Raw genomic sequence first — 14,637 nt, forward strand, 5'->3', positions numbered from 1 at the left:
GCCTCGCCGGGTGTTTGTCGGACTGACAGGATTTGTGAATTATCCCTACAGCCATTCCGTGTCATCTTTATCAACAACTCTGAGGTGAAACGGTACCACACTGTATGCCCAATTTGTGCCCGAATCGGCAGAGAGTAGAGGGTATGGGGAAAAAATAATCAAGGAGTGAATTTGCTGATTAGCCTGATCTGTTGGTTGAAGGCAATCTCCACTCTTTATGTCTCGCAGGATATGAGGATCGGAACTAAATATGAATGCAATACGAAGTGGAGAACGTTAAAGAATCCGCAGATTCTATTTTGTGTAGTTGTAAACACTTGCGCGACTGATTTCAAACTCTTTGGCGAGTTTGGTTGCTGATTCTCCGTTAGCTCTCCTTGTTCGGAGCTCCTCAGTTTGGCTCTTGCTCAACTTTGGTTTACCTCCTTTATATTTCCCTTGCTTCTTTGCTATAGCGATACCCTCCCTCTGGCGTTCTTTAATGAGTGATCGTTCGAATTCTGCTACTGCTCCGAGCATAGAAAGGAGGAGATTATTCATTGCGTTGTCCTCGCCAGTGAAGGTGAGATTTTCCTTTTGGAAGGCTACTGTCACACCCTTCTCGGTGAGAACATCGACAATCTGTCGTAGGTCGACAAGGTTTCGGGCAAGGCGATCCATGGAATGGACGAGGAAAATGTCTCCCTGTCGTGAGTATCGGATTGCCTCCCGGAGCTTCGGGCGGTTCGTGTCTTTGCCGCTTGCTTTGTCGGTGAAAGTGATGTCGACGGGTACTCCGACCAACTGTCGAGATTCGTTTTGATCTACTGTACTTACTCTCTGGTATCCGATTCGGGCCATTTTCTTGATCCTTCCGTATTGAGTGTCTAGACGTAGTCTAAGACATCAATTAGAAATTGTCTAATCGGTCAAATCGGAACCCTGTTTGGACACAGTTTTCCGCCGCTTATAAAAGCGATTTGAGGTATACCCTGTTTAGACACCTAGGGGTAGGGGAACGAGTCGAAAAAGGTGCAGGGTCTTCGCTAGGGGCTATCGGATGGGAGGGGAGACCCACCGGAGTGGAGTAGTGTCGTTTGGCTAGAGTTTGGGTCCAGTTGCGGGTAGGGCAGATTAGTGTGGCTATGTGAAGGCAACTCGAACTCCGTTTGCTTACGTTTTTGAGACTAAACATCGAGGGGACTCGACGGTATGAAATTAGCTACGCCACCATTACGTGGCATGAGTATTGGCTAATTATAGGAGTGTGAAATGCGTGGAAATGGTAAGGGTAGGGCCTAGGGGGTATCCCCTTACCTCGGGTGTCTGATCGGCGGTCACTGCGCCTGCCTGTTCCTGTACGGGTTGCGAAGTCGACGTGGTTTCCTGTCTGGTTATCATTTTTGGGAGACCGAGCACACCAGGTGGCTAATGGTTGTTCTGGTGTGATGTACTCGAATTCTGGTGCTCGGACAATATCGTTGCTATCGGTGCGTCCGACTGACTTTCCCTCCCTGCTGATGCAAGCGAAATGAAGCTTTTTGGAGAGGTTGAATTTACACTGTTATGGGGTTAGTAGAATGATCTAAAATAACCGAACGTCAAGGGTGCAGGCTTGATCCGAAGAAATATTAGACAAAATGTCAAAAACATGGCAAATGAGTGTTCGAAAACAGGTAACATTAAAGATCCGCTGTGTGACAAATGAATAATTATTTTCTCCGTGCTGAATAGGTAATTTAGTGCGGTGTTTGTCGCACCGTAAAGAAAGGAAAGATACTGAAAACATTCGAACAGCAACGAGATGAATTAGCAGAAAAGGGGCTGAGGCCTTGCCGTCACTGTAAAGAGATCAAACCGGTAAGCGAGTTTTACCGTGCAAAGAACGGCAACCGAGGTTTAAGGCCAGAATGTAAAACCTGCACGGATAATCGCGCAAAGGAAAAGCGCCATCTGAGAGATCCGTGGCAAAGAAGTTTAGACAGGGGCTATCGCCGGGCCAAAAAGGCAGGACGAAAAACCCTTTTATTTAGAAACAACAAATCAGACAAATTATTAAAATACTGGATTAAAAACGGGATTGACCCCCAAAAATGCTATTACTGCGGAGTGAATTTACAAAACGATGAAAAACGTAGTACGACAAACTACAGAACTTTGGATCATAAGATTGGAGTCTCGCAGCCCCACGGTCACCATCACTTAGCTAATTTGGTCCCAGCATGTATGGAATGCAACCAGCGCAAGCATGACGATGACGCTTTTGCGTTTTTTAAATCGAGGATCTTGACCCAACCTTCGAAAGTTGACACTGGATACAAGGGACTGGCTCATCCTCAAGTCGGAATCGATAACCGGGTGATTTATGGAGCCTAGCACTTGGACGTATACAGAGGAGCTGGCTGGAGCAGTTCGTCTGTCTGATTTGAAGCCTGTAACACGAAAAGATGTGTGGCTTATCCCTAACTTGGTCTGTCGCACACTCAACTCCCTGTACGGGGTGTCCGGTGCGGGTAAGTCCGTACTGGCTTGCGAACTTATCAGGTGCGTGCTTACTGGCGAAAAGTTTCTCGGCGTTAAGCCGCTGAATACGGTAGACAGTGTTTTGATTTTGTGCTCGGATGCTGGTGCAGAGCTGGAATATCGAGACAGGCTAGGAAAGTTGAAAGTGGATCTCAGCAAGGTCTGTGTCGTTCCTGGCGTGGGTGTAGAAGATACGGATCAGTGGTTTCTCTATGGAGCATTGGCCGGGGAGATTTCCGCTGGATTAGTTATTATCGACCATGCAACAGGAATGCTGGATGGGGATCCAAACGATAGGGAACCGTGGAGGGAACTGTACCAGGATAAGATCGGTCGATTCCTCTGCCCAGTGGTGTTGTTGGCTCATTCATCAGATTGGGGCGGAAGTAATAAGTCCCACAGGATTGCGGGCAACAGTGCTGCAAAGCAGTTCACGCGGTGCCAGATGGAGATCGATCAGATTGGTAATCCGCGAAAGCCTGACAGTGTGACACGACGGGTGACGGTGGATAGCAATTACAGTGAGCCTCTCGTCAAGTTGTTCGACCTTGTTAACGGCAGGGTAAAGAACATACGGGACAATGAGAAAACGCCCAAGCGTGGTGCTAAGACACTTGATCAAAACGCAGAGATTGTTTGTCGGGCTAAATCCAGTAGTAAAAAGACGAAGAAGGAAGTGGCGCGTGAAGTAGCATCCTTTATGGGGATTAGCTCGGAAACTTTGTACCGTCGGACTCTGAAAGATCTCGAACGTAAGAGCCTACTCGTGCCGAGTAGTAGGCCACAGGAAACGGGCTACTACGAAAGTTAACAACAGTTCACATGTCAGAGGGGTATTCTTGTATTTCCCCTGGTGAGAATGTGGGTGTGTGAATAGGGGTGTGAACATCTGTATCTAAAGGTGCAGGTCAATGGGTGTTAACAGTTCACATGTAACCCCCCTTATAGGGGTTACACCCCATTAACCCCCACTCTCTTTCTAATAATCTACGGAGGGGAGAATAAACAACTAGAAGTTGTTTACTAATTAGCCCCCTCAAAGGGGGCTTTTTTTAGGCAACCACAGCAGGTTGCTCTACTAGAGCCCGCTTTGTTGCGGGCATAGTAGTTACTGTTGGTAGCCCCTGTGATGGGGCTACACAGTGATTGGGGCCATCGGGCCCCATAAACGTACTGAAGGGCCCTTGATGGGGCCCTGTCAAGTAGGTAGGGCGATGAGCGTCCGTCATATTTGTTGGCAACCGTCTGGGTTGCCAATAGTTTTGTGGCCCCTTTCGAGGGGCCTTTTAAATTAGTGGCCCGCTGAAGGGCGGGCCTATTTGTGGCAAACGGTGAGCGTTTGCCTACTAGGGATGAAATCCTACAGATTTCTCATGATGGATTCGGCACGTTTAGCTCGTGCCCTCATGTAGGTTCTGGTGATTGTTGTGACATCATCTTGGCCTAAGAGTAGGCCAATTTCTTTGGGAGTTGCACCATTTTCTGCCAACTGCGTGGTGAGAAACACTCGTCCATAGTGAGGTGTGAGTGGCTTGTGGACATTCGCTAAAGCCTTTGCTCGGTTGAAGACTGACCTGTAGGAGGTGTCAAACACAGGTTTTCCTTGGCTTGTCGTGGTGACGTAATCGTCTTCGCCTCGAGCGTATTTCTTCAAGTGGGCAATGACGTTGGGATAGAAGCGCGGGAGTATCGGTACAACCCGATAACCTGCCCTGGTTTTGGGTGGGTGTAGTTCCATGCGAACACCTCCGTGCCCGTTGGGCACTCGAGTGAGCGTGCCTTCTATTTCAACACTGATCTCGCCATCGTTGAAGTGAAAATGCTTGCCTTTGAGGGCTAGGGCTTCACCAAGACGGAGCCCGTGGAACAGACAGAGCAGCGTAATTAGGGCGTATTGGGGCTTTATAGCCCCTAGAATTGCTTCCAGGTCTTCCTGGTCGGGTAATTGTTTTCGAGCGCTCAGAGGCCGTTTAGTGGCCCTTTTGAGCTTCACTGGGTTTCGGTTAACGTATTCCAGTTCGGTCGCCAGATCGAATGCTGACCGCAGCTTTTCGTAGGCCTTATGGTTTCGCTCAGGGGTGTCTGGATAGTGCCGTGTCACCCAGTTCCACCAATTTTTAACCATAGATGGGGTGAGTCGATCCGCTGGGGTAGCGCATAGCCGCGAATGATTGCGTATCCGGTTTTTGACGATGCTTTCGTAGGTTGCGATTGAGCTGTTGCGTAGCGAGGGTCGAACTGAATCGAGCCACTCGTCGATAAGCTCTCCGACAGTGGGTATGTCCTCTGGCGGCATGGCATCCGGCGGCATCCAAGAGCGGTTATCGATTCGTTTTTTAACCTCAAGCAATTTCTGTGAGGCATCCTCAACCGTTGGGCACGTGCCCAAAATCGTGTATCGAATCCCATCCGGACCCGTGTATCTTGCTTGGTAACGCCCGCTTTTTAGCTTGCGAATACCAGGAATTTTCGTGCCCAATTTGTGCCCAATTCTATTCATTTTCCGGCCATTTTTTGGTGTATCGGGCCTGAAACACACCGATGAGTAAGCCGGTCAAAATTATGCCCTGAGCTGGGTAAAGGCAACAAAAAAACCGTGCCAAGAAAAACCTTGAACACGGTGTTTGTCGGACTGACAGGATTTGAACCTGCGACCCCTACACCCCCAGTGTAGTGCGCTACCAAGCTGCGCCACAGTCCGCCGCCACCCTTATCGGGCAGCGCATTTAGATTACAACACTGCAATCTGGATCCAAAATTAGCTGGTAATCGCGCTAATTCCGGGCTAGTCCGTGGAGGGGGCTGCGGTAATTGTATCGGTGATTTGAAGGGCACCCTCGAGCAAAGAGTGGATGAGGGGATCGTCCAGAGTTTCAGTGAGTCGCTTCACCTCATCGTCGGTAAGCCGACCGGTGAGCTGGACTGAGCGGGTGAGCTCGAACGAACCGTCCCCAGTGAAATCGGCAACCTCCGTTGCTGCGGTGGGGGTTTGCTGCACCTCGACGTGAACATCCTCGAGACCGCGGATGCGCAGCCCCTTCGCGTTGACGCGGATTTGCTGCGAGGTGGACGTGGCGATGGCGCTCATGAGGAGGCCGGTGGGGGTGATGCCGTAGCCCTTGCCTCCCCGGGACGTTTCACGGTCCGAGATAAAGTGGCGTACACCGGCGCGAACGGCGTCGGTGTACTTGCCGGTACGGGTGGAGCGCGCCTCGGCGATCGTCTCGTCCACTTGCTCGTAATGCTGGTCGCCCACCTTGGTGTAGGGTTCCGCCCACTCCGCAATGAGGCGCCCGGCGCGGGCCGCAGTGCCCGGCTTGGTGCACAGGTGGTCCGTCCTGTCCAATGCCACGAGAGACTTGGGGTACCGGGAAACTTGGAAGATGAGCTGCGCGCTATCGATGCCCACGGTCTGATCTGTGGGGGAATGCAGGAGAAGCAACGGCTTCTTCAGATCCGGCAGGTAGGTTTCCGGGTTCGTTTCCGCGAGGTCTTCCAGAAGCAGACGGGAGATGGTCATCGTGCGACCGACGAGGGAGAAGGTGTAATCGCCGTGCTGATCCACTTCGCTGATGGCGTCGGGGAACTGGAATACGGCGTGCGCGGGGTCGAACGGGGCGCCAATGGTGGCGATGGCCTTGATCTTTTTCATCCTCTGGCCGGTGCGAAGTGCTGCGGCGCCGCCGAGGGAGTGGCCCACGAGGAGTGCCGGTGCCTCGTAGTTTTCCTCGAGCCACTGGTACACGGCGAAGAGGTCTTCGCAGTTTGAGGTGAACGTTTGCTCGGCGAACACGCCTTCGGATTGGCCGAGGCCTGGGTAATCAAAGCGCAAGACGGCGTACCCGTACTCCGAGAGCGTCTTGGACACGCGGGATGCGCACGGGGTGTGGCGGTTGCCGGTGAAGCAGTGAGAGAAGATTGCGAACGCCTTGGGTTCGGTATCGGGAAAGTCAATGGTAGCCGCAAGTTTCAACCCCTGGGACGAGGGGACTGTGACGTTTACTGAGTGCATGTGTTCCTTCCCACCTATCGTGTTGTGCCGGGAGCCGCCGTGGCCCCTCAGGACAAGGTCGGATCGAGTTGTCCAACAATCCGTTCTGCCTGCCACTATAGGCTACTCACGAGGGCCCGCGTCGGTGAAGTTTGTGCGCCTTCAATGGTAGTGATTTATCCCCCAGAAAAGGTGTGTCAGTGGTGGGCCGAGCGGGCGGGGGTGAGCTGCGCCACGCGCAACGAGGCTGTACGAGGTGATCGGTGGGGAGAAGATGCGGTGTGCGGTCCCACAGTGCTGCCCCCCACACTACTGGTGAGGAAAGGTGGCGTCGGCTCGCGTGCGTACGACCGGTGAAGTGTGCCCCTAGGGAAGGTGACGTATCCACCTGTAGGCTAAGCTAAAAGCTAGTTTTGTCCGTTGTCACGCGGTGTCCGCACAGTTTGTGCTACGTCACCGTGGTGGCCCGTAGTAAGCGTGCTATCGATGCTCCTGCACTGGTGTCGGTGGTGCCGATCGGCATGACCGTGAGCCAAATTGGGCTCCGCGAGCTGACGCGACGGTAAACAGGCCGATGCAGTGGTGTGCACGAGCGACGAAAGGAAGGCGACAACATGGCTGGGATGGATTGGCTCTGGAATGCTCTTGGAGCAAAGAAGGGCCGTAACCAGAAGCAGAGTAAGAAGATCGTGGCCGAGGCGACAACCGTGGCGGACGATCTCGCTGCTCTGAGCGACGCGGAGCTCGCCGAGTACACACGTGAGAACGTGGACGTCAAGCCGGCGTTTCTGGCCGCCTTGTCCGTCGCCTCCACCCGCACCATTGGGCTCACGCCGTTTGCCGTCCAGTCCCAGGCGACGCTGCGGCTCCTCGACGGCGACGTCATCCATATGGCCACCGGCGAGGGCAAGACGCTCGTAGGGGCGATGGCAGCCACGGGCTTCGCGCTCAAAGGCAAGCGCGTGCACCTCATCACCGTCAACGATTACCTCGCCGAGCGCGATGCCACGTGGATGCGCCCGCTCGTGGAGTTCTTCGGCCTCAGTGTGGCGTTCATCACCGAGAAATCCACCCGCGAGGAGCGCATCGCCGCCTACAAAGCGGATATCATCTACGGCCCGGTCAATGAGATCGGCTTCGACGTGCTGCGCGATCAGCTCATCGTCCGCCGGGAGGATGCCGTCCAGCACGGGGCCGACATCGCCATTGTTGACGAGGCGGACAGTGTGCTTGTCGACGAAGCGTTGGTTCCGCTCGTCCTCGCCGGTTCGGTTCCGGGTACAGCCCCGCAGGGACACATCACCGACATCGTCCGCGGGCTCAAGGCCGGCAAGCACTACACGGTGGATGCCGACGGGCGAAACGCGTTCCTCACCGACGAGGGGGCCGCGGTGGTGGAAAAAGCCCTCGGCATCGACTCGTTGTACAGCGAGGAGCACGTGGGCACCACACTTGTCCACGTCAACCTGGCTCTGCACGCGCAGGCACTGTTGCAGCGCGACGTGCACTACATCGTCCGGGATGGGAAGGTTCAGCTTATCGACGCGTCCAAGGGGCGCGTTGCCGATCTGCAACGGTGGCCAGATGGAATCCAAGCCGCAGTGGAGGCCAAGGAGGGGCTCGACGTCACCGAGGGCGGGCGGATCCTCGATTCCATGACGCTCCAGGCGCTTATCGGGCGCTACCCCACTGTGTGTGGCATGACGGGCACCGCCGTGGAAGCCACCGATCAGCTGCGGGAATTCTATAACCTGCGCGTCTCCGTCATCGACCGCGCCGAGCCACTGCGCCGCTTCGACGAGGCCGACAGGATCTACGCCACCGCCGAGGAGAAGATGAACGCCGTGGTGGAGGACGTGCTTGAGCGCCACGCCACCGGCCAGCCCATCCTCATCGGCACTCACGACGTGGCTGAAAGCGAGCAGTTGGCGGAGGCGATCCGGGAGTATGACATCGATGTCAACGTGCTCAACGCGAAGAACGATGCCGAGGAGGCCACCATCATCGCGGAGGCCGGCGACGTGGGGCGCATCACCGTGTCCACGCAGATGGCGGGTCGTGGCACGGACATCAAGCTCGGCGGCGCAGACGAGTCCGAGCACGACAAGGTGGTGGAACTCGGCGGCCTGTGCGTCATCGGCACGGGGCGGTACAAATCCTCCCGGTTGGATAACCAACTTCGCGGACGCGCGGGCCGCCAGGGTGACCCCGGATATGCCGTGTTCTACGTGTCCCTGGAGGACGAACTCATCCTGTCCGGCGGCGACGGCGAATCCGTCACCGCCCACCCCGGTCCGGACGGGTTGATTGAGGAGAAGCGCATCCAGGATTTTGTGGAGCACTGCCAGCGCGTGACCGAAGGCCAGCTGCTGGAGATCCACTCCCAAACCTGGAAGTACTCTAAGCTCCTCGCGGACCAGCGGGTCATCATCGATGAGCGCCGCGCGACAATCCTCGATACGGAAAAGGCATTGGAGGATTTCCGTGAGCGAGCCCCGCAGCGGGTAGCAGAGCTGGAGGGGACGGTGGACCACGACGTGCTGGTCCAGGCCGCCCGCGAGGTCATGCTCTACCACCTGGACATGGGGTGGAGTGATCATTTGGCACTCATGGACGAGGTGCGAGAATCCATTCACCTGCGGGCTATCGCCAGGGAAACACCGCTGACGGAATTCCACCGGATCGCCGTGAGGGAGTTCAAGAGCCTGGTCAACCGGGCCGTCGATGAGGCTGTGGAGACGTTTACCACGGTGCTCATTGATGCCGACGGCGCGCATCTGGACGATCTCGGGCTGAGCAGGCCCTCGGCAACATGGACCTACATGGTGGGAGACAACCCTCTGGAAAAGAAGACCGGCCGCTTTATCCAAGGCGTGACAGACATTTTCCGTTAACCGTTTGCACCAGACCGGCTGTGGCATCGCCGCAGCCGGTCGCGCATCGGTGCGCACCCTGGGGCCACAGGCGGGTGGTTCTGCCAAGGCCATGTGTGGCCTTTCCACCTTTGCCCTTGGTAGTGTGTGGTCTTTTCACCTTTGCCCCTGGCAGCGTGCAGGGTCCGTCCTGCCTAGGCAGTGCGTGACCACTGTTCCGCGGGCGTTTCGGTGCCCTCACCTGCACAACGCGTGCTACCGCTGTGTGGACAAAGCCAGGCGAGGAACGAGGTCAGTTCCCCGTGCCAAAATCACCCCCACCCCGGCCGGAAATGGCTATAGTTGAATACAACCGAATGCTTTCCTACGAGAACTGGAGGCCGTTGCATGGCAGACCATAACGAGATTCCTGAGGCACAGGTAGAAACTACGTCCGTGTTCCGCGCGGATCTGCTCAAAGAGATGGAGTCAGGGGCTACGGCACACCCGAAGACAGGGCTGAACGCGGAAAACCTTCCGGCAGGATCTGCGCTCCTCGTGGTTAAGCGGGGCCCCAACGCGGGTGCTCGTTTCCTTCTCGATCAGCCGGTTACCACCGCTGGTCGCCACCCAGACTCAGATATCCTGCTCGATGACGTCACGGTGTCGCGCCGCCACGCGGAGTTTAAGCAGACCGACGGTGGCTACGAGGTGGTCGATGTGGGATCGCTCAACGGCACCTACGTTAACCGCGAGCCGCAGAACAGCCAGGTGCTCTCCAGTGGCGATGAGGTCCAGATAGGTAAGTTCAGGCTGGTTTACCTCCAGGCTAAGTAGCTAAGTAGGTGGCTGCAGGGAGTCAAGCCCACCCGGGCTGTCGGGTGGCCTACTTGTAAGCCAACCTGTGTGAGAGAAGCAGCTCCTCGGGGCTGCTTCTTTTTTGTCAGGTCCTGGGCCTTGACTTGTGGGCGGTGTGGAACGGTATCACGAGGCGCGGGACGGGATGTCGACAAGCGAAAATAAGGGTGCGTGAGGTGCCTGAGTGGCTCCGTAGCGAGGTACCGGAGTGCTCCAACCGTTAGTCGGACCCACCGGTAGCACCAACGGCCGTGTGAAGCGCGCCGTTCGTCGCTGTGTGTGCCCACAAATTCGCCGGCATGAGCCCCGTGGCGGGCGAGTACAATTTCTTTCATGCGGCACAGGTGCCAGCCTGGGGCTGTTACGATGGAGTGAAAAGGTAAGCAGCGGCGTTAGCTTACCGGTGAGTTGTTCAGTAGAAGAGGATTGTGTGAGCGTTCCTGCACGTAAAAGCGAGATGACCGCGGCGGCTTTTGGGCCGGCCAAAAGCAATCGTATTCCCCGGGCGAAGAAGACCATGTCGATCGGCGTGGTGCTGAAGCGGATTAACGAGGAATTTCCTGAGGTCACCGTCTCAAAGATCAGGTTCCTTGAGTCAGAGGGGCTCATTTCGCCCTCGCGGACCTCGTCTGGCTACCGCCGGTACACCGAGGATGATGTCAACCGCTTGCGCTACATTCTTGTCACGCAGCGGGACCACTACCTTCCCCTCAAAGTTATCCGCGAGCAGCTGGAAGCGATCGATTCCGGTGAAGTCGCCTCCATCATGAGCGGAAGTTCCTCCACGCCAGTGGTGAGCCCGGAGAACTTCCGCGACCCCGCACCCGTGCGACTCTCGGACGCCGACCTAGCCTCCGGGGCGGGCACCAACGACGGGCTCGTGGCCGAGTGCATCAAACTGGGCCTCATCGCCCCGGACCCGGCCGGGTATTTCACCGCCGACGACATGGCCATCGTGTCCACCGTGGCGAGGCTGACGGAGGCCGGGCTTGAGTCCCGCCACCTCAAGAGCCTGAAGAACGCGGCCGTGCGACAGTCGGACATTGTGGAGCAGGTGACCCGCCCGTACGCGCTGGCCAAGGACGAGACGGCGCGGCATCGTGCCAACGAGAAGCAGCAGGAAATCGCTGCGCTTGTCGTGTCGCTGCACGCGACGTTGCTGAAGAACGCGCTGCGCGGTTAGGGGCCACCGTGAGTTCTAAGCCTGCGCTGCACGAGGTGACCCTGGACCAGGTGTGGTACTCCTTCGACCGCATGTACGCGTGCCTCAGCTTCCGGATGGAGGGCGTGCTCCTTCCTGTCTGGGTGAGCGGAAACACCGCCCAACGCCTGGAACGGAGACTCCTGCAGCAACCCAATCGGCCCGAGGCCATCGACTTGTTGTTTGACAGGATCGAGGATGCCGGGGTGGATAAGATCGCTATCACTGGCTACTCCGAGGGTGTTTTCTACGCCTCCGTGCTCCTCAACGACGGCGAGGAGATTGATTGCCGGCCGACGGATGCGCTGATCATCGCCGACATTGTCGAGCAGCCGATTTTTGTGAGCGACACCGTGGTAGAGGAATGCGCCTTCTCGGTGGACGAGGAAACGGACATCGTCGACCTTTTCGAGGGCACCGAGGAGCTGAGCTCGCCCGCGACGCACGTGGATGCGGGCACTGCGATTGACATCTCGGACGATGACGAATTCTCCGCGTTGATGACAGACTTGGGCTTCAGTGAGAACGATTTGCGGCTGGGGATGGAAGATCTCGGCCCCGATGATGGCGTGGGCGAGGGCGACGAAGGCTAGTTTGGGCGGGATGTCGCTTGCTCTGTCCCCCGAGGACGGCCCAGTTTTCGCTCACCTGTTCTAAGTTGGGGCGCGACACACCGCGCTCGACTTGTAAACTACATGAGTGTGACTAATGTTAAAGTTGAACTTCAGAGTTACAGGGTTGGAATACCCTACATTTGTGAATGACAACGAAAAAAACCACGACTATAAGGACGGCACATGGTAAACGACGAGCGCCCGATGCAAGAGTCCCTCTTTGATATCGGTCCCGATGAGGAAGTGGGATACAGGGTCCCCACGACGTGTCAGGTGGCTGGCATCACCTACCGCCAGCTGGATTACTGGGATCGCACCAAGTTGGTGCAGCCCTCCATTCGGGGCGCGCACGGCTCCGGCTCCCAGCGCCTCTACTCATTCCGTGACATCTTGGTGCTCAAGATTGTCAAGGGTCTTCTTGATACCGGCATTTCGCTGCAGAACATCCGGTCAGCGGTGGAGAAGCTGCGCGACCTGGGTGTCAACGATCTGGCCAACATCACCCTTGTCTCCGATGGCAAGACTGTGTATGAGTGCCGCTCGGCGGACGAGGTCATCGACCTCCTCAATGGTGGCCAGGGCGTGTTTGGTATCGCTGTTCCCAGCATCATGAAGGATCTCACCGGCACAATTACGCAGTTCCCGCACGAGCGCCTCGACCAGGGTGGCGAGGATACCGTGAGCACCGGGTTCGATGAGCTTGCTGAGCGCCGTCGCCGCAAGCTCTCCTAGGGCATAAGCGGGGGAGACGCTGAGCGGACAAGCTGCCACGTGATTGGCACGTGCGAGGTGGTCCTGCTCGACCCCGCCGCTTGACCTCCCGCGTAGGTGCGCGGGAGTCGTGGAAGATTTCGGCCGCGCGGTGGAAGGCTAAGGGTGCCTTCCACCGCGCGGTTTTGTGTGCCCAAACGCGGTGGGCGAGGGGCTACTGACGCAGGTTATGCAGCGTGGTGTTCGCGGGTGGAGCGGGCGTGGCGAGGGGAAGAGTAGGCGAAGTCATCTATATGAAACGAAGGCTCCCACAGTGGTGGGAGCCTTGGTGTGGTGGCGGGGGGACTCTAATTCTGTTGGGGCGCCAGCGAGGTGAGTGCCATCTGCAGGGCTTCCGGAGTGGCGACGTCGGTGGTCATTCCCGCGGTGGACTCGGCCCACTGCCCGAGGGGCTCGTCGTGCTCGCCGCGGCCGATGTGGATGACGTTCACCCGGACGTCCGCATCGCCGCGGGCAGCGCCCAGCTGGTCGACGAAGGCCGCGTCATCGCCACGATCGGCCGTCCCCGTGGTGAGGACGGTGAGGTCAACCGGGGCCTGGATCTGACGGCTTCTATCGGCGGCTGTGCTAAGAGCGGCAAGGACACTGGAGCGGGTCCATGACTCGCCGCCGGCACCGAGGATAACCACGTGGTCGGCTGCCTCCTGTCCGCCCTGGCCAGCGTCGAAGGTGACGTTTTGGCGCCAGCCCTTGGTCACACCCGGGTTGAGCGGAGACGAGTAGTTCCACAGGGAGACGCTCTTGCCTGCGCCGCCGACGGCACGGGCATAATCGGCCACTGCGGACTGTGCCTCGCTCAGCCACGAGTTCTCGGACCCCTGCGCCACGTTGCTCATGGCAGCCGAGGCATCAAGCAGGATAAGGGTATCGCGGGGCTCGACGGACTCCGCCTGAGCAGCCGACTGATCTGCTGGGGCCTGTCCCGCTCCACTGAGCGCGGCACCGGCCGCAAGCCACCGGGCATGGGTATCGTCCGGCTGGGCGATCGTGTTGTCCCCCGTCAGTGACGAAGCGAAATCGAAGGCGGCCCGGGCCTCGAGCTCGGACACATTATCCGTGGCCGTTAGAGGAACAAAGTAGGTGGGAAGGGCGAACCCGTCCGGGCTGTGGAATGAGTAACCCGCCGGGGTCTGCGACTCGCTCACCGCGATGACGGTGCGCCCCTCGGACACAGCTGCATCGAGGGATTCAACCTGCCCCTTTTCCAGCAGCTCGGAGGCCGCGCCGGCATCGCCGTTTGCAAGCGCGGCAGCAACTGCGGTGGAAACTGTCGGGTTATCGGAGGGGAAAGCGACCTCGAGGCTGCGCAGGTTGTTCCAGTCTCCGGCCGGGAAGTCTGTGCCATCCTTGTGCGCTAGCCCGAGCTTCGTCTCGGCGGCGATGGGCCAGTTTTCGGAGGCACCGGAGCGACCAGACTGTGCCAAATACTGCTGCACGCTGTACGGGGTCCCGGCAACGGCGATGCCGGCCGCAGCGTTGATGTCGTCGGTGACGCTAGCTTTGACGCAGTGGTCCTGGACGACGGGGGAGGACTCCTGGTAAGCGGTGAGCTTGTCTATCACTGGGCTATCAGTACTGGCGGCTACCTTGAACTGAACGTCCCCTTCCGCGCAGTCAACCGCCACAGTATCGGACTGCCCGCCGAGTGAATCGCGGTTCATCCAGGCGTACACCGCCCCCGCGAGAGCGAGGGCAATGATGACGAGGAAAGCGATGAAGCCTTTAGACACGGAGTAATTGTTTTCCCCGGTCGAGTGACGTGCCACGGTTAGCTCACCTTCTGTAGTTCGGTCATGATCCATCGGGGCCGGCCCGCCAGCTGCACGCTCGTGAGGCGCACCCCGTTCC

General features: G+C 57.5%; 11 protein-coding genes and 1 tRNA gene. 7 read left to right on the top strand and 5 right to left on the bottom strand.

All coding sequences use genetic code 11. The features are described 5' to 3' along the window. Positions 1 to 294: 294 nt before the first annotated feature. Positions 295 to 840, bottom strand: a complete 546-nt coding sequence (locus tag HMPREF1219_RS02455; protein WP_016457433.1) for a recombinase family protein — start codon at positions 838 to 840, stop codon at positions 295 to 297. A 1,218-nt stretch (positions 841 to 2,058) separates the two neighbouring features. Here HMPREF1219_RS02455 and HMPREF1219_RS13410 point away from each other — a divergent pair. Then, a complete protein-coding gene (locus tag HMPREF1219_RS13410) occupies positions 2,059 to 2,355 on the top strand; it encodes an HNH endonuclease (RefSeq protein ID WP_425387089.1) in 297 nt (98 codons plus the stop codon). After that, the gene (locus tag HMPREF1219_RS02460; RefSeq protein ID WP_016457434.1) at positions 2,345 to 3,313 is read left to right on the top strand and encodes an AAA family ATPase; all 969 of its coding nucleotides are present in this window, start codon (positions 2,345 to 2,347) and stop codon (positions 3,311 to 3,313) included. The genes HMPREF1219_RS13410 and HMPREF1219_RS02460 overlap by 11 nt, the downstream gene beginning before the upstream one ends. A 549-nt stretch (positions 3,314 to 3,862) precedes the next feature. Here the strand turns inward: HMPREF1219_RS02460 and HMPREF1219_RS02465 are convergent. The 3 genes from HMPREF1219_RS02465 to HMPREF1219_RS02475 all read right to left on the bottom strand — a co-directional run bounded on the left by HMPREF1219_RS02465 (position 3,863) and on the right by HMPREF1219_RS02475 (position 6,514). Beyond that, positions 3,863 to 4,981: a tyrosine-type recombinase/integrase gene (locus HMPREF1219_RS02465; RefSeq protein WP_169455886.1), complete on the bottom strand. Its 1,119-nt coding sequence runs from the start codon at positions 4,979 to 4,981 to the stop codon at positions 3,863 to 3,865. Positions 4,982 to 5,129: 148 nt separating this feature from the next. After that, positions 5,130 to 5,203, bottom strand: a tRNA-Pro gene (locus tag HMPREF1219_RS02470). Positions 5,204 to 5,287: 84 nt separating this feature from the next. Next, entirely contained in the window at positions 5,288 to 6,514 is a 1,227-nt protein-coding gene (locus tag HMPREF1219_RS02475; protein ID WP_016457436.1) for a bifunctional alpha/beta hydrolase/OsmC family protein, read from the bottom strand. Positions 6,515 to 7,107: 593 nt separating this feature from the next. Between HMPREF1219_RS02475 and secA2 the strand changes: the two genes are divergently transcribed. From secA2 to HMPREF1219_RS02500, 5 genes are all read left to right on the top strand, one after another. Then, positions 7,108 to 9,387, top strand: coding sequence for an accessory Sec system translocase SecA2 (secA2, locus tag HMPREF1219_RS02480; RefSeq protein ID WP_016457437.1), 2,280 nt, complete (start codon positions 7,108 to 7,110; stop codon positions 9,385 to 9,387). Positions 9,388 to 9,753: 366 nt separating this feature from the next. After that, positions 9,754 to 10,182, top strand: a complete 429-nt coding sequence (odhI, locus tag HMPREF1219_RS02485; protein ID WP_016457438.1) for an oxoglutarate dehydrogenase inhibitor Odhl — start codon at positions 9,754 to 9,756, stop codon at positions 10,180 to 10,182. A 478-nt stretch (positions 10,183 to 10,660) separates the two neighbouring features. Next, positions 10,661 to 11,386, top strand: a complete 726-nt coding sequence (gene ftsR / locus HMPREF1219_RS02490) for a transcriptional regulator FtsR (RefSeq protein ID WP_016457439.1) — start codon at positions 10,661 to 10,663, stop codon at positions 11,384 to 11,386. An 8-nt stretch (positions 11,387 to 11,394) separates the two neighbouring features. Further along, a complete protein-coding gene (locus tag HMPREF1219_RS02495; RefSeq protein WP_016457440.1) occupies positions 11,395 to 11,997 on the top strand; it encodes a bifunctional nuclease domain-containing protein in 603 nt (200 codons plus the stop codon). A gap of 204 nt (positions 11,998 to 12,201) precedes the next feature. Beyond that, the gene (locus HMPREF1219_RS02500) at positions 12,202 to 12,750 is read left to right on the top strand and encodes a MerR family transcriptional regulator (protein WP_016457442.1); all 549 of its coding nucleotides are present in this window, start codon (positions 12,202 to 12,204) and stop codon (positions 12,748 to 12,750) included. A 326-nt stretch (positions 12,751 to 13,076) separates the two neighbouring features. Here HMPREF1219_RS02500 and HMPREF1219_RS02505 read toward each other — a convergent pair whose 3' ends face one another. Then, positions 13,077 to 14,555, bottom strand: a complete 1,479-nt coding sequence (locus HMPREF1219_RS02505; protein WP_016457443.1) for a hypothetical protein — start codon at positions 14,553 to 14,555, stop codon at positions 13,077 to 13,079. Positions 14,556 to 14,637 lie beyond the last annotated feature (82 nt).

This window comes from Corynebacterium pyruviciproducens ATCC BAA-1742 (genome assembly GCF_000411375.1).
Taxonomy (GTDB): domain Bacteria; phylum Actinomycetota; class Actinomycetes; order Mycobacteriales; family Mycobacteriaceae; genus Corynebacterium; species Corynebacterium pyruviciproducens.

Excerpts from the sequence above, each read along its gene's own strand:
- HMPREF1219_RS02460 (WP_016457434.1), top strand. The coding sequence starts at position 2,345 with ATGGAGCCTAGCACTTGGACGTATACAGAGGAGCTGGCTGGAGCAGTT.
- HMPREF1219_RS02500 (WP_016457442.1), top strand. The coding sequence starts at position 12,202 with ATGGTAAACGACGAGCGCCCGATGCAAGAGTCCCTCTTTGATATCGGT.
- HMPREF1219_RS02475 (WP_016457436.1), bottom strand. The coding sequence starts at position 6,514 with ATGCACTCAGTAAACGTCACAGTCCCCTCGTCCCAGGGGTTGAAACTT.
- ftsR (WP_016457439.1), top strand. The coding sequence starts at position 10,661 with ATGACCGCGGCGGCTTTTGGGCCGGCCAAAAGCAATCGTATTCCCCGG.
- odhI (WP_016457438.1), top strand. The coding sequence starts at position 9,754 with ATGGCAGACCATAACGAGATTCCTGAGGCACAGGTAGAAACTACGTCC.
- secA2 (WP_016457437.1), top strand. The coding sequence starts at position 7,108 with ATGGCTGGGATGGATTGGCTCTGGAATGCTCTTGGAGCAAAGAAGGGC.
- HMPREF1219_RS02455 (WP_016457433.1), bottom strand. The coding sequence starts at position 840 with ATGGCCCGAATCGGATACCAGAGAGTAAGTACAGTAGATCAAAACGAA.